Annotated in this window: 19 protein-coding genes and 1 pseudogene; 7 read left to right on the forward strand and 13 right to left on the reverse strand. The window is 44.6% G+C overall.

Annotated elements, in window-relative coordinates:
• Positions 1-253: 253 nt before the first annotated feature.
• The gene (locus tag AB6E78_RS11650) at positions 254-415 is read left to right on the forward strand and encodes a hypothetical protein (protein ID WP_170962358.1); all 162 of its coding nucleotides are present in this window, start codon (positions 254-256) and stop codon (positions 413-415) included.
• Positions 416-640: 225 nt separating this feature from the next.
• The gene (locus AB6E78_RS11655; protein WP_017061899.1) at positions 641-1180 is read left to right on the forward strand and encodes a DUF3332 domain-containing protein; all 540 of its coding nucleotides are present in this window, start codon (positions 641-643) and stop codon (positions 1178-1180) included.
• Between the two features lie 85 nt (positions 1181-1265).
• On the opposite strand, the gene ltrA is transcribed toward AB6E78_RS11655, so the two are convergent.
• The 5 genes from ltrA to AB6E78_RS11680 form a co-directional block, all read right to left on the reverse strand.
• Complete coding sequence (gene ltrA / locus AB6E78_RS11660) at positions 1266-2558, reverse strand: group II intron reverse transcriptase/maturase (RefSeq protein WP_170962452.1); 1293 nt, start codon at positions 2556-2558, stop codon at positions 1266-1268.
• Positions 2559-3181: 623 nt separating this feature from the next.
• The gene (locus tag AB6E78_RS11665; protein ID WP_017061900.1) at positions 3182-3841 is read right to left on the reverse strand and encodes a potassium channel family protein; all 660 of its coding nucleotides are present in this window, start codon (positions 3839-3841) and stop codon (positions 3182-3184) included.
• The gene (locus AB6E78_RS11670) at positions 3842-4942 is read right to left on the reverse strand and encodes an AI-2E family transporter (protein WP_017068458.1); all 1101 of its coding nucleotides are present in this window, start codon (positions 4940-4942) and stop codon (positions 3842-3844) included. It lies immediately after the preceding gene.
• Between the two features lie 22 nt (positions 4943-4964).
• On the reverse strand, positions 4965-5984 hold the full coding sequence (locus AB6E78_RS11675) for a DUF2955 domain-containing protein (protein WP_372133593.1): 1020 nt from the start codon (positions 5982-5984) through the stop codon (positions 4965-4967).
• Positions 5974-7095, reverse strand: coding sequence for an HlyD family secretion protein (locus AB6E78_RS11680; RefSeq protein ID WP_372113171.1), 1122 nt, complete (start codon positions 7093-7095; stop codon positions 5974-5976). The genes AB6E78_RS11675 and AB6E78_RS11680 overlap by 11 nt, the downstream gene beginning before the upstream one ends.
• Before the next feature lie 159 nt (positions 7096-7254).
• On the opposite strand from AB6E78_RS11680, the gene AB6E78_RS11685 reads away from it, so the two are divergent.
• A complete protein-coding gene (locus AB6E78_RS11685; RefSeq protein WP_004731614.1) occupies positions 7255-8250 on the forward strand; it encodes an AraC family transcriptional regulator in 996 nt (331 codons plus the stop codon).
• A gap of 36 nt (positions 8251-8286) precedes the next feature.
• Here the strand turns inward: AB6E78_RS11685 and AB6E78_RS11690 are convergent, their stop codons facing one another.
• Positions 8287-9348 (reverse strand): diguanylate cyclase, encoded by a 1062-nt coding sequence (locus AB6E78_RS11690; RefSeq protein WP_372133596.1) that lies wholly within the window; start codon positions 9346-9348, stop codon positions 8287-8289.
• A 181-nt stretch (positions 9349-9529) separates the two neighbouring features.
• Positions 9530-10534 (reverse strand): Solitary outer membrane autotransporter beta-barrel domain, encoded by a 1005-nt coding sequence (locus AB6E78_RS11695; RefSeq protein ID WP_054545669.1) that lies wholly within the window; start codon positions 10532-10534, stop codon positions 9530-9532.
• Between the two features lie 87 nt (positions 10535-10621).
• On the opposite strand from AB6E78_RS11695, the pseudogene AB6E78_RS11700 reads away from it, so the two are divergent.
• Positions 10622-10948 (forward strand): annotated as a pseudogene (locus AB6E78_RS11700) (hypothetical protein); the annotation flags it as partial.
• 96 nt (positions 10949-11044) lie between these two features.
• Here AB6E78_RS11700 and AB6E78_RS11705 read toward each other — a convergent pair.
• From AB6E78_RS11705 to AB6E78_RS11725, 5 genes are all read right to left on the reverse strand, one after another.
• Positions 11045-12244 (reverse strand): carbohydrate porin, encoded by a 1200-nt coding sequence (locus AB6E78_RS11705; RefSeq protein ID WP_372133632.1) that lies wholly within the window; start codon positions 12242-12244, stop codon positions 11045-11047.
• Between the two features lie 115 nt (positions 12245-12359).
• On the reverse strand, positions 12360-13019 hold the full coding sequence (locus AB6E78_RS11710; protein WP_102393604.1) for a DUF3299 domain-containing protein: 660 nt from the start codon (positions 13017-13019) through the stop codon (positions 12360-12362).
• An 81-nt stretch (positions 13020-13100) separates the two neighbouring features.
• Entirely contained in the window at positions 13101-14480 is a 1380-nt protein-coding gene (locus AB6E78_RS11715; RefSeq protein ID WP_372133598.1) for an amidohydrolase family protein, read from the reverse strand.
• A 237-nt stretch (positions 14481-14717) separates the two neighbouring features.
• Positions 14718-15698 carry an AraC family transcriptional regulator gene (locus tag AB6E78_RS11720; protein WP_102456572.1) on the reverse strand — a complete coding sequence of 327 codons (981 nt, stop codon included), beginning with the start codon at positions 15696-15698 and terminating at the stop codon, positions 14718-14720.
• 182 nt (positions 15699-15880) lie between these two features.
• Positions 15881-16309, reverse strand: a complete 429-nt coding sequence (locus tag AB6E78_RS11725; protein WP_372133600.1) for a PACE efflux transporter — start codon at positions 16307-16309, stop codon at positions 15881-15883.
• A gap of 137 nt (positions 16310-16446) precedes the next feature.
• On the opposite strand from AB6E78_RS11725, the gene AB6E78_RS11730 reads away from it, so the two are divergent.
• Both AB6E78_RS11730 and AB6E78_RS11735 read left to right on the forward strand, forming a co-directional pair.
• Positions 16447-17349: a LysR family transcriptional regulator gene (locus tag AB6E78_RS11730; RefSeq protein ID WP_372133602.1), complete on the forward strand. Its 903-nt coding sequence runs from the start codon at positions 16447-16449 to the stop codon at positions 17347-17349.
• 406 nt (positions 17350-17755) lie between these two features.
• Positions 17756-18100 (forward strand): thiamine-phosphate diphosphorylase, encoded by a 345-nt coding sequence (locus AB6E78_RS11735; protein ID WP_372133634.1) that lies wholly within the window; start codon positions 17756-17758, stop codon positions 18098-18100.
• Between the two features lie 99 nt (positions 18101-18199).
• On the opposite strand, the gene thiE is transcribed toward AB6E78_RS11735, so the two are convergent.
• Positions 18200-18817 (reverse strand): thiamine phosphate synthase, encoded by a 618-nt coding sequence (thiE, locus tag AB6E78_RS11740; RefSeq protein ID WP_372133604.1) that lies wholly within the window; start codon positions 18815-18817, stop codon positions 18200-18202.
• A gap of 261 nt (positions 18818-19078) precedes the next feature.
• Between thiE and AB6E78_RS11745 the strand changes: the two genes are divergently transcribed.
• Positions 19079-21022 carry a methyl-accepting chemotaxis protein gene (locus AB6E78_RS11745; RefSeq protein WP_372133606.1) on the forward strand — a complete coding sequence of 648 codons (1944 nt, stop codon included), beginning with the start codon at positions 19079-19081 and terminating at the stop codon, positions 21020-21022.
• Positions 21023-21029 lie beyond the last annotated feature (7 nt).

Below are 21029 nucleotides of genomic sequence, written 5' to 3' on the forward strand. Positions count from 1 at the left end.
TCTTTATCACTTATGGTGCTGAGCCCGCGATCATACCATTATTACCCTCGTTTTTTCGGTAACTTGATCAGTTACACCTCGCTATGCCGTTAAATTCTCTCAGCCCTTTCTCTTTTGGCTAGTTATTAACCCACTTGGCATAAAATGGTAAATCTCTATCGGCGAAAGTTCGTACATTACGCGCTCAGGGGATATCGCCAGACAGGAGTCGTTACTTACATATGAAAGACAAGCGCGAGAAATGAGAAAACAGATGACCTATTCAGAATACAAAGAATCCGATTTGCATAAGTGCGTGAGCATTGGTTCAGAAGCAATGGTATCCATTGCCAAGTTTGCCTTTAAAGCCACTACCCTTTTATTTCGATTTTTCCGCTGGCTTGTCGTATCGGCTTATACCTACGTGATGAAGTAATTCTATATGGGAGTCGTTGTTTTCATTACGACTTATCTAAATACCCCAAAGCGCGCCCTATTAGGTCGCGCTTTTTTTGTGCCCAGTTTTATACCTAGCTTGATGCCAAAAGTCCGAGTGCATTTTATATCGTCAGTGGCGCTAAATGGTAAAACTGACCATCGAATAAAAACCATACTACACCTGTTCCAACGAAACAGACTTCTAACTTATACAGGTACTAAAATGAAAAAGATTGCACTTAAAATTGTAGGACTAACGGTTTTGGCTTCTGCGCTAACTGGTTGTATCGGCAGCAACGCCGTAACAGGGAAAGTGATGAAATTTAACGTTGAAGTTGTCGATAACCGCTATGCCCGTGCAGGTGTAAACTTCTTATTAGCGCCTGTATACGGTATTACTACCGCAGCAGACTATGTGGTATTCAACTCACTTGAATTCTGGACAGGTAAAAACCCTATCAGCGGTTCACCACACGTATTTGATACAAAAACAGACACGCACTTCAAAGTGAACGATGAGCTGGACCCAAGCCTGAAAGAAGCCCCTGTCGGCCCAATTTCTAACAATCGCACCATTGAAACGGGTGAGATGATTAAGATCGACGAAAACACGATTCAAATGGACATCGTCTATACATCTGGTGAAACAGCGACTCTAACGGGCATCAAAGACGGTCAAAACGTTACCTATTACATGGATGGTCAGCTTGTATCGCAAACAACTATCGCTGAATTAGAGAAGATTCAAGGCACTGAAGCTTAAGGTTCATCGCCCACACAGAGTTCAAACTTAAAGAGACTTTTGAGCTCATAATCGAGTAGGAGGAGGCCTCACGGCCTCCGTCCTCTCACACCACCGTACAAGCGTGGGTCGCATACGGCGGTTCCGAATATATTTTCAGTGACTCATACCCATCTCGCAATGAGTACAGGCCCAACTCCTCGAACCATTTTATTGGCATGGCGTGATTTAACTGCGGCGTTAAGGCCAAGTGCCACCACCCTTTATCTGACATCGCTACCTTCCACGCATTGCGCTCCGTTACACCTTGTTGTTGTAACCATGTCGCTATGCCGTATCTGCGTTTGCGTTGTTTTAAGCGGTAACATCGTAGCCGTCGCCGTATCCATTCGTCTAAGCGCTGCAAGCTGCTTTTCCGTATGGCGAGTTTGAAGTAGTGTTGCCAACCTCTTAGGTATTGAGTTAATTCCGCTATGACTGCTTGCAACTCTCGCCCTCGGTTTCGCTTCGTTATCTGCCGCACTCGCTTCTTCATTTGAGTTTGTGCTGCCTTCGATAGATGGATTGTTCCATCTATCCCGAAGCGGTGGCTTAAGTAAGTCCGCTCTGTCACTCTTGTCGCACCACTTTTCTCTCGATTTACCGTGAGCTTCAGCTTTTGCTCCAAGAACTCCGTTATCGACTCTTTAACTCGATAAGCGGCTTCTTCACTATGAACGTAGATTTGGCAGTCGTCTGCATATCGACAGAACTTATGCCCTCTGCGCTCTAACTCTTTATCCAGTTCATCTAATACGATATTGGATAGCAACGGGGATAATGGTCCACCCTGTGGTGTCCCTCTTTGTCTCTGTTCAACCATCCCGTTTCGCATTATGCCTGCCTGTAGATATGACCTGATGAGCTTCAACACTCGTTTATCACTGATGTCCTGTGACAGTCTGTACATCAGTCTATCGTGATTCACTGTGTCGAAGTATTTCGCTAGGTCGATATCTACAACATAACCTCGACCTTCTCGGATGTAATGACTGGCTGCCGTTAATGCATGGTGCGCACTGCGGTTTGGTCTAAATCCGTAACTGCTATTGGAGAACTTGGGGTCATAGATATCTGACAGTACTGAGGTCATTGCCTGTTGGACAACTCTATCAAGCACGGTTGGGATACCTAGTTGCCTTACGCCACCACTAGGTTTAGGGATTTCTACACCAAGTACCGGTTGAGGTTGGTAGCTTCCTTCCAGAAGACTCTGGCGAAGCGCTTGCCCATTTGAAGCCTGTCGAAGTGTTGAGATAGTCGCATCTATGTCGAGTTTGTCGACACCTGCACATCCTTTGTTCTTCTTCACTCTTCGTAGAGCTTGATTCAAGTTGGTTGAAGAGCAGATTTGCTCCATCAACGACGTTGAGATCACCAAGACTCGTCCTCCTGTTTACGCCAATCATGCTTGTCATTCTTCATCACCATGAGCTTTACTTGCTGTATCGCCCATTGGGACGTAGAGATGGTTTTCATCTTGCTATGACCCCACATGATTGAGTGTCTAGTGACTGCTTCTTGATATATTCAGTTCGGGCCTTCCCTTAAGTTGTACTTCCTTAAGGTATTATGCCTTCTGCTGACTTCTTATTGCTCGTCATACCGCATCGCTGCTGTATTAGTCTCTATCGAGACAAGTAATAAGATCTCCCGAGGTAAGACGTTGCTCTTTCCCTTGGCCGTGCCTGATTTATCACTACACACTTCCCGTCGAGGCATCGGGCTATTCTATCTATTGCTAGGTTGCCCAAGTTGTAATGACCTACTATCAGATTTCTGTTCGTCACAACCAAGTTTTGCCATTTGCTTCCTTCAGATTTCACCTCACGGTGAACACCCTTGCATAGGCTAACGGTTCTCGCTCGACTGAGCCCGTAGAGGACTTTCACCTCCTAGATCAACGCCATGCTCGGCGCACAAATAGAACAAGCCCGGCGATTGCCGGGCTTGTTTGTATGTGCTCTATTATTTGTAAATGCTCTATTGGGACTGAGACTGTGCAAGTCGAATGCTCACCAAACTCGCCACCATGATAGCTAAGTAAAAGCTGCCGATAATGGATTCCATAAACACAAAGAATTGAGCAATAGGCAGAGCTGGTGATATGTCGCCGTAACCAACCGTAGTCAAGGTGATAAAGCTAAAGTACATCGCATTAAACAAGTTCGTCAGCCAGACTTGCTCTTCTAACCCGTTAAAGGCATTAGGAAATATCTCTAAAATTAACAAGTAGATGGTCGACCAAGCAAACCCTAGCAACAAGTAAATACAGATGGAGCCGATGATGTGATTGGGTGTCACCGTTTTGGCTTTCATCACCTGCTTCAACGCCGAGTAAATGTGTGAAAACAAGAACACAGCCAACGCCGATAGCGTCACTATCGACAGGTTATAGCCTTCCAAAAATGAAAACACGCCAGACACGAGCGCCGTAATCAATAACAGCCCATACCAAGAGCGATACAAGGCTCGCTCTTTATGAATACCGGCAATTGAACTCGCCAACGTAATAATGATAAGAAATAGGATTGTTTTCTGGCCTTGCGGATAAAACTGCTGCATCACCGCGCAACCAAGAAACAACACCAACAGTGCATAGAATAAGAAGTAGAAGTTGTCGTCTTTAGAGACTGGCTTCATCTATTTTCCCTCGACCTCTGCAGGTTTTTTCTCAGTTTCTTGTTGGTTTTTCTCTTCAAGTCCAAGCCACGCCATCATCAGCTCATAGCTTAAACTCAGTATCACAGCACCGACAAACAGACCGACGATGCCTGACATCGCCATTCCGCCCAGTGCACCCAATAGAATTACCAACATTGGAATGTGAGAGCCACGGCTCAGCAATACTGGCTTTAAGATAGCGTCACTGCCGCTCACCAAAATACACCACACTAAGAACAAGCTCGCCGCCAGTGTCGATTCAACGCTGAACATGTAGATAATCGCCGGTAATAGAGCGAGAATCGGTGGAAGTTGGATTATCGCAATGAGCAGCACAGCTAGCGCCCAAAACGCAGCTGCTGGAACGCCTGCAATCACCAAACCGATTGCCGACATCATGGATTGAATCACAGCCACACCAATCACACCTTGCACAACGCTTCGCACGGTCGATTTAGAGAGCTCTACCAACTCTTCACCTTTACCGCCCGTTAAACGCGCCACTAAGTGAGTCACGCCGGTTTTGCATTTATCGGCATTACTCATGAATGCACCCGCAATGATGGTAGAGATGATGAACTGAATAAAGCCGCCACCTAACGAGCCAAGAACAGAAGCCGCTTTCGTCGCAAACTGTTTAAGTTCATCCGCATACTTTATGAAAGTGCCTTCAATATTGTTGGAGGCGGCAACCAAGGTTGAATAAACCTTCTCACCTATGAATGGAATATCTTGTAAGGACTCTTTCGGTTTAGGCAATGACAATGTGCCATCTTGAAGCCCTGTCATCAGGTCAGTCGCGCTGGTGTAGATACCAGAAGAAAGCGCCGCCAAAGGAATAAATAGAAGAATCACACCAATAAAGCTCAGCAATGCACTGGCTTTACCTTTCGACATCCCTGTTTTATTTGAAATTGCGACCGCCACTGGATACAACGCAGTCGCAATGATCGCACCCCATATCACCAGAAGAATGAATGGGCGCAAAATCGAAAAACACCAATACACGAGCATGGCAATCGCTGCGATCTTGATGGCAGCGTCTATCGCCTGTTTTGAAAAATCATCGGTTAACTTCATGAGACGTCCTTGTTAGACAAAATTAAGGCTGATTTTGTAGAAACTTCCAATTCCGTGTTTCTAGGAATAGAGAAGCCAAAATCATATATATGCCAATTAACACTAATTGGAATATGCGTATAAGAGTGTTGCTATCGATGTCACCGGAGCTCATCAACGTGCTACCAACCAGTACGAGCAACGTACTAAATGCAGTGGCGAAAATAGGTGCTTTTTCGGGAACCGTGTAGATCTTGGTAGCCATAAGAATGGCAATAAGTCCTATAAACAAAGAATAGAAGACAATGTTGGGTACTATAGAAAGAATTGAAAAAGCAGCAATCGCCAGCAATCCCCCGATACCGTTACTTATCACCAAAAAAGCGCTCAACTTTATCGACTTCTCTGACGTAATCATCAACGATAACAACGCAATGAACATCATTGCCAGTAAAGCTTCAGATATTTGAAAAATAAAGAAAAAGCACACCACTGGATAGGAGATAATCATCGCCCTAAAGGCCGCATACCAACGCTGTTTCTTTTCGAGTGGCGCAGCAGCGAAGCCTGAGAACGCCGATTTTGGCTCAGGGAAAAACACATGCACTAACGCAAAAAGCATGACTGAAACCACACCAGAGGTCGCTAAGCCAGAGGCCAGCATGACTGAAACGCCAGGGTTATCAATCGCCATGAATGGCAACATCAAGACCGCAATCAACAGTATGGTGGCGAACAGGTTCCATTTGGGGTCGACAAACAAGTAGTAACCCCACAGCATCATTAACCCCACTAAAATCAGCAATGGGATTGGATAATGGGTAATTCCTCGCGACAGTAATAAACCTAACCCCATTGTCACCACAACGGCCAAGAGCAATTCGTAGACCGTTTCTTTATGGAGATTTGGTTTATCAATTAAGAACTTAGCTGTGAACACTGGCGCCACAAACGCAAGTGGCCAGTTTATCCACGCCGCCAAGAAAACAGCCAACGTGACCCCGACCGTAAATCGCAGGATCCGTTGCTGTGTTTGCTGGTCAGGAATTGGCTTATCGGACATAAGACAATACGCTAATCAAACGAATCCATACCTTGCCTATCGCGTTGAACACAAAGTTATCACCGCTATAAACAATCACATCCGCTTGGCCACCCACTCGGAGCATGCCTGTCACTTCTTCATTATCAAATTCAATGGTGATAGGAAGCATCTGTGTTTGGCGCAACCAACCCGTTTGTTGGCTAGCTTGAGCAAGCTTACCTGCTTGGTCATTTTGCCCCCAATCAACACCCCAATCGATACTACTTACGCGCCCTTTTACCACTTTGCCCGGTGCGAAATCTAACGCCACTTCAACTTCATCACCGACCGTTACATTACCTAGGCTGTTCTCTCGATAATAAGCTTCAATCCAAATATCTTCGGTTGAAACAAAGGTCATGATTGCTTGCCCTGCTGATGCATAGAAACCTTCAGACAGGCTAAAGTTAGAGACACCACCTTGTGTCGGTGCAGTAATCACGGTGCGCTCTAGATTCAATTGAGCTTGTTCAAGTGCCAGCAACGCCGCTTTCACTTGGCTATTTTCTTCGCCTTCTTTACCCATTTGTTTCTTAGCACGGTCAAGGTCAGCTTCTGCATTCACAACCGCCGCACGAGAGGTCGCTAATGCTGCTCGCGCTTTATCTGCATCTGATTTAGAAACGACACCTTTATCGGACATCTCTAAAACACGCTTGGCTTGCAGTTTGGTGTTTTGTCTTTCAACAATAGCTGAAGTGAGTTTTGCTTGAGCTGAAGCAATGCTCGCGGTTTGCGCGCCGACATTTTGGCCAGCAATCTCTAAATTTTGCTCGGCTTGTTGTACGGCGATGAGGTAATCAGACTCGTCGAGAATCGCAAGCTTATCGCCTTGATTAACGAGTTGGTTAGGTTGAACAAGAATATCGAGTACTTTACCCGACACCTCAGGCTTGATTGGGACGATATAGCCTTTAACACGAGCATTATCGGTAATAGGGATGATGCGGTCTGAAATGACACTGAAGATCAGCATGAACGCCACAAACAACAATAAGTAGTTTGTGACCTTTCTTACTTTGTCTTTTCCGTTTTCTTGCTGGCCAACGTCTTCCTTGGCTTCTTGCGTATTCCCGTCGACTTCTGACATGGGACTCCCTTATAGATAACTAACATCAACAAAATTAATACTTTAAAAATAAACCCAGCAATGGAAAACTCAAGTAAATGAGGTTAGATTTAGTAAACAAAACGTTGCAAATGATATGCTCGTCTAATAACGCGACAATATATACAGGATTGTATTCTCATGACCTCTAGTCACTACCAAGTCCCGGTAATTCAAACGAACTACGCTAAAATTCTGGTTCAAGTTTTTTCTGACTATGGTCTTGATTTACATCTGTTGCTCAAAGATTCCGGTTTACCGCCCGATCTCATCGAATCTGAAAGTGACTTTGTGCCGTCAGAATCCATTAAGCGTTTGATCTATCTCACGTCGGCACAACTTGGCGTATCACGGTTCACCGATATTCTTGGACTGGCATTTCGACGTCGAATCATCCCAAACGTCTTGCATCAATTTACCGAATTCGAAACCATTGGCGATGCACTAAAACAGATCAATTCAATCTTTGCCTACGACTCCCCAGGCAGCAAAGTCGAGTTTATTCAAGAACACGGTCAGAGCTGGTTTTGTCGAACCGCCCCGGAAGACAATTCCCCTATGTTTCAATGGGGAGAAGCTTTTGCGATTACATATATCATTGAATTAATAACCATTTTATCCCAATCGCCATGGTTACCTAATAAGGTGCGTCTGCAAGGACATGACATCGATGTCGTCAAAACACTGGTGCCAAGTAGCTGCCAACTGTTTGTTGATCAATCGTCGACGGCTGTACTTATTCCTGAAGAAATATTACAACTCCCAATTCGCCTAACCTCTAAAGAACTCAGTGCTAAACCGACACTGATTGAGTGGCATACCAGCTTTACCGATAGCGTTTATGAGCTTCTAAAGCCGTACATGAAAGAACAAGATCTCTCTCTTGAAGAAGCCGCTGAGCTACTCAACTTTTCGGTGCGAACGTTCCAACGCAAACTCAAGAACGAAAACACCACTTATCGAAAAATCAAAGAGAACCTGATGTTTTCGGTAGCTTGCGAACTGATGGAAGAAGGCCACACGCTGACCTACATTTCTAGCCAGCTCGGTTACACCAACATCTCTCATTTTTCTCGTGCGTTTAAGCGTGTGTCTGGTCTTACGCCGAAGATTTACCAACGCTCAATCTCGGCTTAGGCTTCGCTCGATTGATTAACCAAGCACGGCCTACATCTAACCAAGGGCAATTGGAGTAGCACAGCCTGGGCTAGAGCTACACACTCTATTTCGCCCGTTACCTTTAGCGCGGTAAAGTGCCTTATCTGCACTGCGATAGGTCGCTTCGGCTTGCGCCTGTATTTCAGACACACCACTGCTCACGGTCAGGTTCAATGTTGTCCCTTTGGTAATCACTTCTTTCAGTCGATACATCGCCTCAAACGCTTCTGCCAAATTGGTTTCAGGCATCAAGATAGCGAACTCTTCTCCGCCTACTCGCGCGACGATATCAGTGTCTCGGCTGTTGTTTCTCAACAGTTCAGCGACCTCTTTCAGCGCTGAATCACCTTGGTCATGACCGTGATTATCATTGATAGCCTTGAAGTGATCTAAATCGATCAACGCCAAACAGGAATGTGTGTAACCATAACGCTCTGCCAGGTTAGAATAATGTTTTAAGTCGTTATCAAAGCGGCGTCGATTCCAGCACCCTGTCAGTGAATCCGTTTCCACCAGCATTCTTAATCGACGCTCCAATATCTTGCGTCGGCTAATATCCGTAAAGGTCACCACGTACTTGTTATTGTGCGGCAGAATTTCAGTTAGCTTTTCCACCACAACGTTTACGGTAAACTGCTCACCAAGTCGACTGACGCCACTCAACTCACCTTTCCATCTCTGGTTTTCCTTCAGTGAGCGAGTAATGGTCGTGATTAGGCTGCTGTTATTCATAAAACAGAGATCAGAAATCGGACGAGATTCGACTTGGTCAAAGGCATAACCTGAAACCCGAGAGAATTGTTGATTCACTTGTATGACCCTCAATTGACTATCGAGGACAATAAAACCTGCGACACCATCAATGATCGCTTCCGACAAGTTATTCTTGCTTTGAGCCATTTCATGTCGATAAAGGCGTGCGGTAATAAGAGTGCTAAGTAAAAACAACGCACACACCGAAAAAAACATGGCTGGCGTAGAAGCAATACTCAGCAACCACAAGCTAAATGCCATATTGAGGACAAGTGCAGACACCACGTATAGCGGCATTTTTCGGTCAAAACTTAACTTATTCATAGTCTGCTCTAGTGATGGGCGAATGACTATGATGGCTAAGTTTCCACTAAGATATTTACCATTTTACGACACATACAAATTCAAATTACATATCGAACATTAAGCGCATAGGCTTATGCTAACTATTGATCAGAAGAAACGAGTTGTTTAATAGAAAGAGCTAGTTATTAATCGGGAACAACTAATTATTGAGTAAGAACAACAAGCTACCACCGCTCAACGAGCTGCCATAATTGAAGTTAATTCCAATCCCGAAGTTGTCAAAAAAGTAAGAGTCATAAGGCACATCAAATACTAATCCTGCCCCAAATTCATAGTAATAGTGCGTATCTAAAGGAGCCGTCAAATCACCCGCGACATCGATTCTTGTTAAGTTATAGTGGATTTGAGGGTTATTCAGCGACCAAGCATCGAGCGCTACATTTTGCCTAAACTCTAGTTCATTAATGAATCGCATCCCTTCTGGGTTACCGATATCGCCATCGTTCGCTTCGCCCCAGCCTGTTCCATAAAAGTAACGAACTCTTGAAGACACATTCCAACTGCCCCACTCCTTTGGTTGCAAGTATTGAAGTTTGACTGAAGGTTCTGCAACAAGCGCCCATGCTGATGTATTCAACGCGTAGCCGTCTAGCTGAGATTGAAATGCTTGAGAGTAGCTGTTGTTGTATTCGTATTTATTGCGGTAATAGAGCAAGTGAGTGCCTAAGCCATAGGCGATAGACCAATGTTGGTTTAAATGGTTTTGCCCTCCAAAAAAGCCATACAGGCCCAATACCGAGTCTTCATTTGGGTTAACACGACGGTCAGGAGTCACATCTGATGAGATCTCAATATCCTGTTCAGAAAGCGCATAAGACCCTCGCACAGACCAAATAAGGTCGAAGTCAGGGTCATCCGTTTTAATCACGGAAGAGTAAGGGATGGAGCCCACACTCACTTGGCTTCGAGTATCGATGGTTTTATCGGAACCAAAACCACTGTCGTTTAAATTGATAAACGAATTAGGATCAAAATCCACAAAGCCAATTGAAATGGCATCGCTGTCAGTCAGCGCAATTGACACAGAAAATATCTTCTCTAAGCGGTTCTGAATCAATTCATTGGATGCATAGGCCGAGGAAGAACTGAGGCCCATTAAGAGTAGAATAATAGAACGGGGATAGTGCGATAGGGGTGAAAGCATTAAGTTGACTCCATTCAAACTTATGCTTCAAGTGTAATTGGTAACTTAACTAATTCAATCAGAGAGTTAACGGTGTGGTTGATACTGCTCTCATTTGCAGCTGCGATTCTGCTACAACTCCTGCTCAAACTGTCTATTGGCTTAGAACATAAGCTCGCAGATTACTTCAAGTCTAAACCCGGCACTGCGCCTAAGATTTATCGTGGTTTATCCAGTTACGTCATCTTAGTCGGTTCTAAGTTTGTAATGCTGGAAGCCATCAATATCTTGTTTGGCGACAAGGTAGACTTTACAGGCCCATGGAATGGTGTGGTGGCGTTCTTCGCTGTGGTATTCACTATTTTGGTCGCAGAGATTATCGTTTCAAAGATCTACTTCGCACTCGATGATACGCCCAAAGCCGAAAAAGCATAGCCGCTTTTCTTTCACATCTAAGACAAAAAAGTGAGCCTATCAAGGCTCACTTTTTACATCTATTCTTTACGTTTCAGCGATTAACAAGCAGAGCTGTTAGATAAAGACTCTCGCTCTAACACCGAATACCCAAGCGCTGCTTTCATTGGAGAATGCAGGATCCTTTATGTACTGGATGTCAGGCGTTACTTGGAAATGGTCACCAAACTGCATGTTGTAGTAGATCTCTGCTATCCACTGCTCTGTACTACCGCTTATAGCTTTCGCATCAGCTGCAAAAGAATCACCATTCACTTCCGCCCAGTTTAGCGCTACACCAAGGTTGTTGGTCGGTTTTCCTAATCCAAAGTACCCCATACCAACAGAAATCGACTTATCGTAAAGGGCAACATCCCCTTCAGAGAAACCACCTCGCACAAACGGCATCACTTGATCAGTCATGAACTGGCTCCATGAGAAGTTAACGCCCGAGCCACCTTCCGCAGCAAGGCTATTACTATGACGAGTATCGTCACCAAAGTCCCAGAAAGTCACATGGAAGTTATCGGTGTAGATCTGCTCTTGCGAAGCCGTCCAGCCTAACTCCAGTGTGGTGAAGTAAGAGGCATCGCTGCCAAAAGCGGTATCAAAGCCATCAAAAATGTCATCTGATTTACCCTTTGCGTCCGCGATACCACCGACCACATAAAAATTCTCACCCAACATATGACCAGCAGAAAGCGCAAGTACACCATCATCAGGTAAGCCCATCGCACCAGAGCCTGTCGAGAATGCCAAATTAGTAAAGCCAGACCATGGGCTTGCTAGAGCGTAAACATCCGCATAGTTAGTTACATCCTGCCAACCGACAACAATAGTGCCTTTGCCATCGTTAATTTTTTGCTTCCAATTTAAGTCCGTAACACGAAACCCTTGGTCACTGTATGCAGGGCCAATTGAACCGACATAGCCAAGTGGGCCGAATGAATAGTCTTTTGGCGCAGTATCACCATAGGCATGTCTATGTTCCACCTTCCAAACTAAGCTACCTGAGTTCTGTGTGTCCTTTCCGTATAGATGCCATGAACCGTATAATCGAGCCACACCCGACGATGCATCAACGCTATCGCCGCCAACCCCATCTCCTGAGGTCAGCCCCAAAGCAAAGTAATCTGCACCAAATGTAAAACCATCCTCAGCTAATGACTCCCTCCAAGATTTCTTTTGTGCTTTCTGCTCTGCAATTGTATTTTCAACAGAATCTGGGCCTTCAAAGTTAGCGCCGTAAACAACGCCGCTCATTGGGCTAGCCGCCATCACAATTGCGATACTTACTTTAGAAAATCTTGAGTTCATCATGTCACCAGTGCTTTTTAAGTTAGTTTTATTTTAGTTATTACTCACATTGAAAATTGTCATTTGATGACAACCATTAATTTTCTTTTTCATAATAGTCTTCGATCATCGAAGCTTTCATTTCATAACCCATGGTGAGGTTACTTTTACCATCGACTAGGAAGACCTCTTCAGTCACTTTGTTGGAGCTAAAGTCACCTTCTACCCACACTGGATACTGAACGTTCTGTACCTGAAAGCCTTCAGGAAAAGACACGCGCACAATCTGGTTTGCAGGAGGCGGTGGCATGTGGATGCACGCACCCGCCACAGGCACTAACAGAAACTCTGTTGCTGTCATTCCCTCTGAGAATTCCAGTGGAACGATGAAACCGGGAACTCGTACTTTCTTGCCATCAAACTCTGTCGTAATAGCTTCGGCGTTTGCTTTCATGGTTTGCATGTATTCATCACGCAGTGCGATCATTTCGTCTGCGTCCACGCCTTGCTCTTTTAGCGTTTGTTTAAATAATAAAGCCTGTTGTTGAGCTTGCTCTTCCTCTGATGCACTCATTGCTATCACACCTTGTAATAGACGCATTTGTTGATCGGTTAGATCCGGCATTTCTACTTTCATTTCGTGAGACTCTGAGTTCAGATCTTGCCACTCAAGATTCATCGCTGTTTCAGCAAAAGTAGGTAAAGCAACGGCCGTAAGTGATGCCACCGACAGGATAAGAGAAAGCATTTTTTGCATATAGAACACCTTGAAGAGGGGTGACCTACCCAAATAGGTCACCCATTAAAGCTTAATTTTTAACTGAGTTGTCGAACTGAGTTACAGCGTGTTTTTGTAGACTTTGCCGTCTTTCATGATGACTTTGATGGTATCGATTTCAGGGCTGCGCGGCTCTGCATCAAACCATTTTTCGTTTGCCCCAATCACTGACAAGTCTTCAAGTGGGTTGCCTTCAACAATAATGATATCGGCGTATGCGCCCGCTTCAATCACGCCTAACTTACCCTCTGGGTATGGGTCCATCACGCCAGATAACTTAACGATCTCACCGTTTACCGATGTCATCCCTTTCAAAGTGAAGAAGCTGCCTAACTCTTTACCTGCAAGGAAGATCGTGTGGTCGGTTTGTTTGATACAAGAAACCACGTCACCGACACAGTCTGTGTGGAAACCCCATTTCGGTTGGTACTTGTTTACATTCGAGATGTAGTCTTTGAATGCTTTGGTTGCCGACTCCGCTTTACGCTTAGAGGCTGGGTTCGAGTTAATCGCTTCGATCTGTGTCAGGTAAGGTGAAAACGCGGTCATGTTAGTTGTGATGTAGGCGTCTTTATCTTCCATCTTGTCGGCGATATCGCCATCGAACATGAAACCGTGCTCGATCGTTTTAACACCCGCATCCAAGTTACGCATGATCGCTTTTTTGCTGTAAGCGTGAGACATCACGTAAGAGCCATACGCATCAGCAATTTCAACGGCGGCTTCAATTTCTTCCGCAGACATCGCATTCAGCTGCCAAGGGTCAAATGATGATGCCACACCACCTGATGACATGATCTTAATTTGCGTATTGCCTTGCTTGAAGTTTTGGCGAGCAGCCGCTTTGATTTCGGTAATACCGTCGGCATTAAAGCTGACGCTATTTCGCGCCATACTGGTCGTTGAACCAAAGAAATGTTGATTAGCCGTTGTTAGATTACTGAAGTCAGCGTGAGAACCCGTTGGACCAATAAACGCACCTGACGTGTAGAGACGTGGCCCTGGCAACATGCCTGAGTCTATCGTTTTACGTAAGCCAGTGTTTAAGCCACCCGCATCACGCCACGTGGTGAAACCCGATTGAAACGCGGCGTTCGCGTTGACTGTCGCTCGCGCGGCTAACTCTTCGATCGTTCGGTTGTTTTCGTGGTCGCTTAGGTTACCGCCGTTAAGCAATAAGTGTCCGTGGCCTTCGATTAAACCTGGCATTAACGTTTTGCCTTCGCCGTCAATCACTACAGCGTCACCAGCCTCTATCGGGCTCGCAGAGATTTGTTTGATAAGATTGTCTTCGACTAATACATGATGGTCTTCGTACAATTTGTTTTCAGTACCATTGAACACATCGACGTTAGTAAATAGCGTTGATGCTGCATTTGCAGAAAGAGCAAATGAACACGAAAGAGCAACAACAGAGAGCTTTAAGCCTGCATTTTTCATTTTTACACCTTGATTCCGTTTGTTAGTGGCGTCCACTTCCCATAACGATTCCGTAACTACTAATGAGTGTCATGAGGTTTCAAAGATGTTTTTATTGGTCGCGAAACTCGCTAAAAAAAACAACTCATCCACATTCAATAACTTAGTAGTGATATTGCCAGTATTCAAGGTTGATAAATGGCCATTTGGTGACAATAAATAATTCTGCGTGCAGGCTCCTGTTTTTACTTACTGGTTTTAGCTGTGCTCTTTTCGGTACTGTCTTGGCGTCATGTTCATCTGTCGTTTGAACGCTCGGGTAAAGTGGGAAGAATCGGAATAGCCCATTTTCGCACCTACTTGCGTGATCGATAGATCTGACTGCTTAAGCAATTCTAAAACCTGCTCAAGAACCATCTCTTCAATCAAGGTTTTGTAGACCACCCCTTCACTTTCCAATCGACGCTGGATCGTTCTGACATGAATATTCAGAATCTCAGAAGCTAAGCTAATTGGCAGTTTACCCATCGTGAGATAAGGTTTAATAACAAGCTTAAAAGCGCTCAAGAATGAGCTAGGTAAAGGCTTAGTGAGATCTGGTACTTGAGCAATTTTGGGTAAAACAATCGGTGCAAGCATGATATCTTCAGGGATCTCAAAGGCAGTGACCGGCCTATGCGTATAAAACTGAGCACTGCCCATTTGTGGTAGAGATTGAAAGCATTCGAGATCGCCATTCTGAATGCCAACCTCAGACGGCTTCCAACGCCCTTGCGTTAATACTAAAAGTAGCTCGTTGATGAAAATGACAGAGAACAGCTCAGCGAACTTAAACCAAGGCGCGTTAGTAAACGGCTTCTCGCGAACCAACCACCACTTGCCTCCTGATTGCTTGGTATAGACATTCGCACCATTGGATACGAGCTTCAGCTGCTCACCAAATTGGTCTAGCGCGCTTTTCAATGAATCCTGCTGACTTAGCTTAGCCACAAACCTTGGTACATAGGTTTGCTTGCAAAAACTCCACATAAACAGCGAAAACTCTTCTCTCGACGCAGATTCCCCCATAATCTTGACCACGTTCTTAACCGTTGTCTCAGGGAGATAATCGTAATGGTCATTACTGGTGAGAATATCATTAGGGATTTGGGCACTGCGTAGTAAGGTGTAGATTTCACCATCAATATGTTTGAACAGTTCCGCGAACAGCTCGACTTCCTTCTTATCTACCACTGTCATTATCTGAGAGGTATCTGGCATCCTTTCCTCTTAATCTGTTCTTTCAAGCACTCAAATTATCACCTTATTTAAGATAGCAGAACAAACGATGGGTTACCTAGGCCTACTAACCGAATATCTCCGTCAAAATAACGAATAAACAAACGGTTAGTGGCCAAGCTCGTGTTTACTGACTTGGTAGATTACTGAACGGCTAGCTCCCCTCTGCATACCCAGAATGCTCGAACATGGTCATAAATCAGATTAAACACAAACGCGTAAATGGTAATAAAAATGGTCACGCCGATGTCCATCAAAAATGCTTGCCATAACCCCACGTTAAGTAAGTATGCCATCACAGGGATTGTCGCGATCAACAAGCCAGCCTCAAATAGCACGACATGAAAAACACGTAATTTGAGCGAACGCTTTGATTTTTCACCCGTGAAATAACGATCAAAAATACGGTTAAAACAGTAGTTCCAAATCATCGCGATAGTCGCAACAACTATCATGGTTCCTGATAAGGCATTCACATCGTGATCAGTAAATATCGCTAAACCTATAATTGACAGTGTGACGGCCAATACTTCAAACAACACCGAGTGGAAAACTCTCTCTAACGTACTCATACATTCCTATAGCAATTTATAACATGGTGGACTTACCGAAATTATGTCACCGAAAACAATAAGAGAAAGTTAACAGCCATCACGTTTAGTGATAGCTTAAGTATAAGTACCCCATTTTGTATTGAGCGAGAGATAACATGTACAGTTTTGAGCAACTAAAAGTCTTCGTCACGGTGTGTGAAAGTGGCTCTTTCTCTGCCGCCGCTCGCAAACTGAAACGAGCTCAGTCTGGGGTAAGCCAATCGATAGCCAACCTCGAAATTGCCATTGACCAAGAGCTGTTTAACCGAGAGAAAAACATCCCCGTTTTAACCAGCAAAGGTAAAGCGTTATTGCCTGTGGCTAAGTCCATTCTTGACCAGCAAAAGTACTTCGATCAAAAAGTAGAATCGCTGACCCAAGAAGATGAGCACGAACTGATCATTGCGGTTGATGAAAGCATCATAGATAAGAACTTTATTAAGATAATCAGCTCACTCGCCGATCAATTTCCAATCACACACTTCGATATCATTACCACCTCAACCTTTGATGTTGAAGACCTAGTAAGACGCGGAAAAGCACAGATTGGCATCATCTACGCGGATGGCGAACTGAAGGTCGATATGGATTTCTTTTTGCTGGGCCAAGCGCGTTTCCTAACTGTTAGCTCTGCCACTCACGAACTGAGTCGCATGTCCGTTGTACAAGACTCAGACCTAAAGCGCTATCGCCAATGTGTGCATCGCAGCTCAAAACAACGCGAACTGTGGTTCACCTACGGTATTAGCTCGATGCTTTGGTACGCCAACAACCACAAGACCATTGTTGATCTCGTTGAACAGAACGTGGGTTGGGCTAATGTGCCCGAGATGATGGTGATGGAAGGCATTCAAAAAGGCGATCTTGTGGCGTTGCCTGTCTCACACGAGCATGGTGGTTGGATTACTCCAGTGGGTTGTTTAGTTTCTCGCAGCCACATCAATGGCCCAGTTCTCACCAGCCTTATTGAGCAACTTAAGGGACACTCACTGCAATACAATCAATGGCAGGAAAACTAACCTCCCCTATTCTTCACACATCGTCAATTCAGAGATTCAATATCGGCGCTGAACTCACCACCGCTACCTCATTTCTGCTTATCTTGCCGATAAATATCTTTGTCGTGTGGATAAAACACCCTAGTTGATGTCCAAAAGTGACCTAACTACACTGCGATCCCAACGGGTTTGTCTTTTCAAACAAATTTAGACGGACCCAAATCGCTCTTTAACACCACTGACCCAACTTCAAATCTCTCAGATAAACGCTCTGCCTTGCAGTCGCTTATTCCGGTTTCAAATAGATCACTTTTTGAATATTAATTCGCACCCAGTTTATGAGCGCTCTTTGAGTGCTTTTTTATATCTAAATGAACCTTTTGGAAAATTTGTCGTGAACGTTTTAAGAAATATTTGCCCTGAGAAAATGGGTAAAGAGCGTAACAAACGAGAGTATGATTTACGCGTACTTAATTGTGTCAGTGAAAGCGAATATGAATCGCGTATGGCGGTTTGGAATAGCCTAGCGTTAACTGCTACTCCGTCTGCTTCGGAAACAAAGGGCTTCATCGATGAGTCTTTCAACAAATTACAAAATGACTTAAAAGAGACAAGTCGTGAGTTATCCATTAACTACACCGACTTTATTGCGATGGCACATGAAGAAATCAATTACATCAAGATTTTCGTTGCCGATAAAACCTCGCAATACGGTTGGTACGCAGCCATCGCTCTGATGATCATCGGCACCGTTGCTCTGTGTATTCAGTAAGTTAGGTTCTATCTTCAGCTGAAGATCCCTTGAGCGCTTTCATACGCGCTAACTAGAAAACAAATGACTCGCTTCATTTGTTTTCTAGCCACCACAAACTCACTCTCCCATCAGATTTAGCAAGTCTTGCGTCGCCTTTTTAGGATCTTCGGCGTGACATATCGCAGAGACTAATGCCAACCCATGGATGCCTGTTTGCGTTAACTGAGGGATATTCGATTCGTTGATTCCACCAATACCGACAATCGGCAGCTTCGTTGTCTCCAAAGCCATTTGAATACCTTCATAACCCCAATGCTTTTTTAGATTAGTCTTGGTCGGTGTTGTAAAAAGCGCACTGAGACCAATGTAATCAATCGGCAAATCGTCAGCTTGTTGAAGTTGTTGCTCATCTTCTATCGACAAACCTAGAATCTTATCTGGTCCAATCAACTGACGCGCTATGATTGGTGGCATATCCGATTGACCCAAATGTAAGCCATCGGCATCCACCGCCAATGCAACATCGACTCGGTCATTAATGATCAAAGGTACGTCTGTTCCTGCCAAAATAGACTTAACAGCTTGTGCTCGTTCAATGAACGCTCTTACATCTCCATGCTTTTCTCTTACTTGGACCATGGTGACGCCACCAGCAACTGCTTGTTCAACCACGAACTTGAGCGTATCTAAATCTTGTTGGTCATCCGTTACTAAATAGAGTTTATAAAGGGTCATATCGCACCTTTGGCGTTGAAGTCTAAATTGAGTTGTTACCATTTTACCGACAATTATCATCATGTGCATGGACGTTAATACTAAATTAGCTCAATTAAGCGCGCGCCATTAAATATGCAACCCGTTGAAACTGTGTTGAAAAAACTGAATTACTTAACTAAAGCGTTACTTTTTACACAAACTATTCACTTTGAGTATGCCCGACACACCGTTTTATGAAATACTGCTCTGTGAAGGAATCAGGTCAATATAGGGATAGTTATGCGCCACCTTTCTATAGCGCTCAAGATCAAGCTGGGTTATGCCATCTGCTTGCTCTTTTTCGTCATTTCAGGCTTTGTGAGTTACAAAGGTATCCAAACCTTGTCGAACGGTTTTAGCCAATACAGTGAGCTCAGCCATAAAGCGACATTATCAGGCAACATTCAAGTGCACTTTCTTCAGATGCGTTTAGCCTCTGAACGTTACTTAGAGTCATTGGATGAGCAATACGAAACGAATTATCAATCAAGCAAACTCGCGATTGATGAACTGCTGAACAATCTAATCCAAACCACCACCAATACCGATAGTCTCTCGAGCCTGCAATTAGTGCAAGACAGCGTTGCAGCTTTTGATTCGGCTTATGGGTCAATGAAACAAAGCCAACTCCTCATTGACCAGTTGGTAAATGTGGAGATGGTCAAAAGGGAAACCAACGCACTGAAAGCAGCTCAGAGCTTGTTGTATGAGTCTTACAACAACAACGATCCAAACGCGAGCTTATACGCCGGTATGTTGATGGAGAATTTCCTCGCCGCCAAGATCACTGTGCTGAGTTACTCAAACAACAACGACCTCAAAACCTATGAGGCCGGTAAAGACATTTTTGAATATGCTCTACCAGGTATCGAAGGTGATATTGAATCTCTTAAATCATCCCCTTATCAAAGTGAACTGATTGAAGATTTCTCTAACCAACGTGAAGCGTACGCGAAAGGTTTTGAGCAAGTTCATCAGCAGATGATTGAGAACACCCAAAGAACCGCTACCCTCGCCTCTATTGGCGATAGCTTAGCTATTTCGGTAGCTGATGCTCAAAGTATTCTCGAGCAGCAGAAACAAGCACTCACGCCAGTACTGCAAGCCAGTGAAAAACGTTCAGTTCAAATCATCATCTTGCTAACGGGTGTCGCTTTAGTGATTGGCATGACGAGCGCCGTTTTGGTGACTCGCTCTATCACCAAAGGCATCGCACAAGTTAAACAGATCACTAACGAGCTTTCTCAGGGCAACCTGAATGTGGAAGTGAACATTGAGAGCAAAAATGAGATTGGCGAACTGCTGACTAATATGGAGATCACCATTGAATCTCTGCGCGATATTGTTGGCCAAGTGAACCGTTCTAGCGTGCGTATTGGTGAGATGTCGGAGTCACTCAATCAAGTGACAAATAACAGCTCGACCAACGCAACACAATTGAACAGTGAAATGATCAATATCTCTTCTGCCGTTGATCAATTAGCTTCCAGCACATCAGAAATTGCGGCAAGTGCTAACCACGCGTCTCAAGTTGCCAACCAAGCCACCGAGAATGTGGCGATGGGACTGAAAGAAGTAGATAAGACACTGCATGAAATTGGCAGCGCCGATGAAAGCATGCAGGTCAGCAGCCAGAAAGTGACTGACCTACACAAAGAGTCGATGAACATTGGTGCCATTCTTGAAGTAATCAAAGGCGTTTCTGAGCAGACCAACCTGTTGGCATTGAATGCGGCTATTGAAGCTGCGCGCGCAGGTGAACAAGGTCGCGGATTTGCAGTAGTAGCCGATGAAGTAAGAACGCTCGCTAAACGTACCCAAGACTCTGCTAGCCAGATTGATGAGCTCATCACCTCACTACAACGTGGCGCTAAAGATGCGTTAGAGTCTATCAAAGAGAGCCACAGCACGGTTTCAGACGCTTCAACGCAGGCGCAGCAAGCTTCTCAGAACTTACATGTGATTAATCAACACATCCAAGATCTGAACCAAGCCAACAGCCAAATCGCGGTGTCGGTTGATGAGCAGGATCGTCTTACCAAATCACTGGGTGAAAACGCGCAAGGTGCAAACACTATTGCTCAAAGCAACCAAGAGTCGGTAAGCAGCATTTCAGGTGCAGCGAGCGACTTAACCGAGGTTGCTCATCACCTAGAGAGCCAAGTTAACCGATTTAGAACCTAGCCAGCCA

Source organism: Vibrio sp. 10N.247.310.98 (genome assembly GCF_041467395.1).
In the GTDB taxonomy this organism is placed as follows: Bacteria; Pseudomonadota; Gammaproteobacteria; order Enterobacterales; family Vibrionaceae; genus Vibrio; species Vibrio crassostreae_C.

Bases quoted from the DNA above. Each gene is read 5' to 3' on its own strand.
- AB6E78_RS11650 (WP_170962358.1), top strand. From the start codon at position 254: ATGACCTATTCAGAATACAAAGAATCCGATTTGCATAAGTGCGTGAGC.
- AB6E78_RS11655 (WP_017061899.1), top strand. From the start codon at position 641: ATGAAAAAGATTGCACTTAAAATTGTAGGACTAACGGTTTTGGCTTCT.
- ltrA (WP_170962452.1), bottom strand. From the start codon at position 2,558: ATGGAGCAAATCTGCTCTTCAACCAACTTGAATCAAGCTCTACGAAGA.
- AB6E78_RS11665 (WP_017061900.1), bottom strand. From the start codon at position 3,841: ATGAAGCCAGTCTCTAAAGACGACAACTTCTACTTCTTATTCTATGCA.
- AB6E78_RS11670 (WP_017068458.1), bottom strand. From the start codon at position 4,942: ATGAAGTTAACCGATGATTTTTCAAAACAGGCGATAGACGCTGCCATC.
- AB6E78_RS11675 (WP_372133593.1), bottom strand. From the start codon at position 5,984: ATGTCCGATAAGCCAATTCCTGACCAGCAAACACAGCAACGGATCCTG.
- AB6E78_RS11680 (WP_372113171.1), bottom strand. From the start codon at position 7,095: ATGTCAGAAGTCGACGGGAATACGCAAGAAGCCAAGGAAGACGTTGGC.
- AB6E78_RS11685 (WP_004731614.1), top strand. From the start codon at position 7,255: ATGACCTCTAGTCACTACCAAGTCCCGGTAATTCAAACGAACTACGCT.
- AB6E78_RS11690 (WP_372133596.1), bottom strand. From the start codon at position 9,348: ATGAATAAGTTAAGTTTTGACCGAAAAATGCCGCTATACGTGGTGTCT.
- AB6E78_RS11695 (WP_054545669.1), bottom strand. From the start codon at position 10,534: ATGCTTTCACCCCTATCGCACTATCCCCGTTCTATTATTCTACTCTTA.
- AB6E78_RS11705 (WP_372133632.1), bottom strand. From the start codon at position 12,244: ATGGCGGCTAGCCCAATGAGCGGCGTTGTTTACGGCGCTAACTTTGAA.
- AB6E78_RS11710 (WP_102393604.1), bottom strand. From the start codon at position 13,019: ATGCAAAAAATGCTTTCTCTTATCCTGTCGGTGGCATCACTTACGGCC.
- AB6E78_RS11715 (WP_372133598.1), bottom strand. From the start codon at position 14,480: ATGAAAAATGCAGGCTTAAAGCTCTCTGTTGTTGCTCTTTCGTGTTCA.
- AB6E78_RS11720 (WP_102456572.1), bottom strand. From the start codon at position 15,698: ATGACAGTGGTAGATAAGAAGGAAGTCGAGCTGTTCGCGGAACTGTTC.
- AB6E78_RS11725 (WP_372133600.1), bottom strand. From the start codon at position 16,309: ATGAGTACGTTAGAGAGAGTTTTCCACTCGGTGTTGTTTGAAGTATTG.
- AB6E78_RS11730 (WP_372133602.1), top strand. From the start codon at position 16,447: ATGTACAGTTTTGAGCAACTAAAAGTCTTCGTCACGGTGTGTGAAAGT.
- AB6E78_RS11735 (WP_372133634.1), top strand. From the start codon at position 17,756: ATGGGTAAAGAGCGTAACAAACGAGAGTATGATTTACGCGTACTTAAT.
- thiE (WP_372133604.1), bottom strand. From the start codon at position 18,817: ATGACCCTTTATAAACTCTATTTAGTAACGGATGACCAACAAGATTTA.
- AB6E78_RS11745 (WP_372133606.1), top strand. From the start codon at position 19,079: ATGCGCCACCTTTCTATAGCGCTCAAGATCAAGCTGGGTTATGCCATC.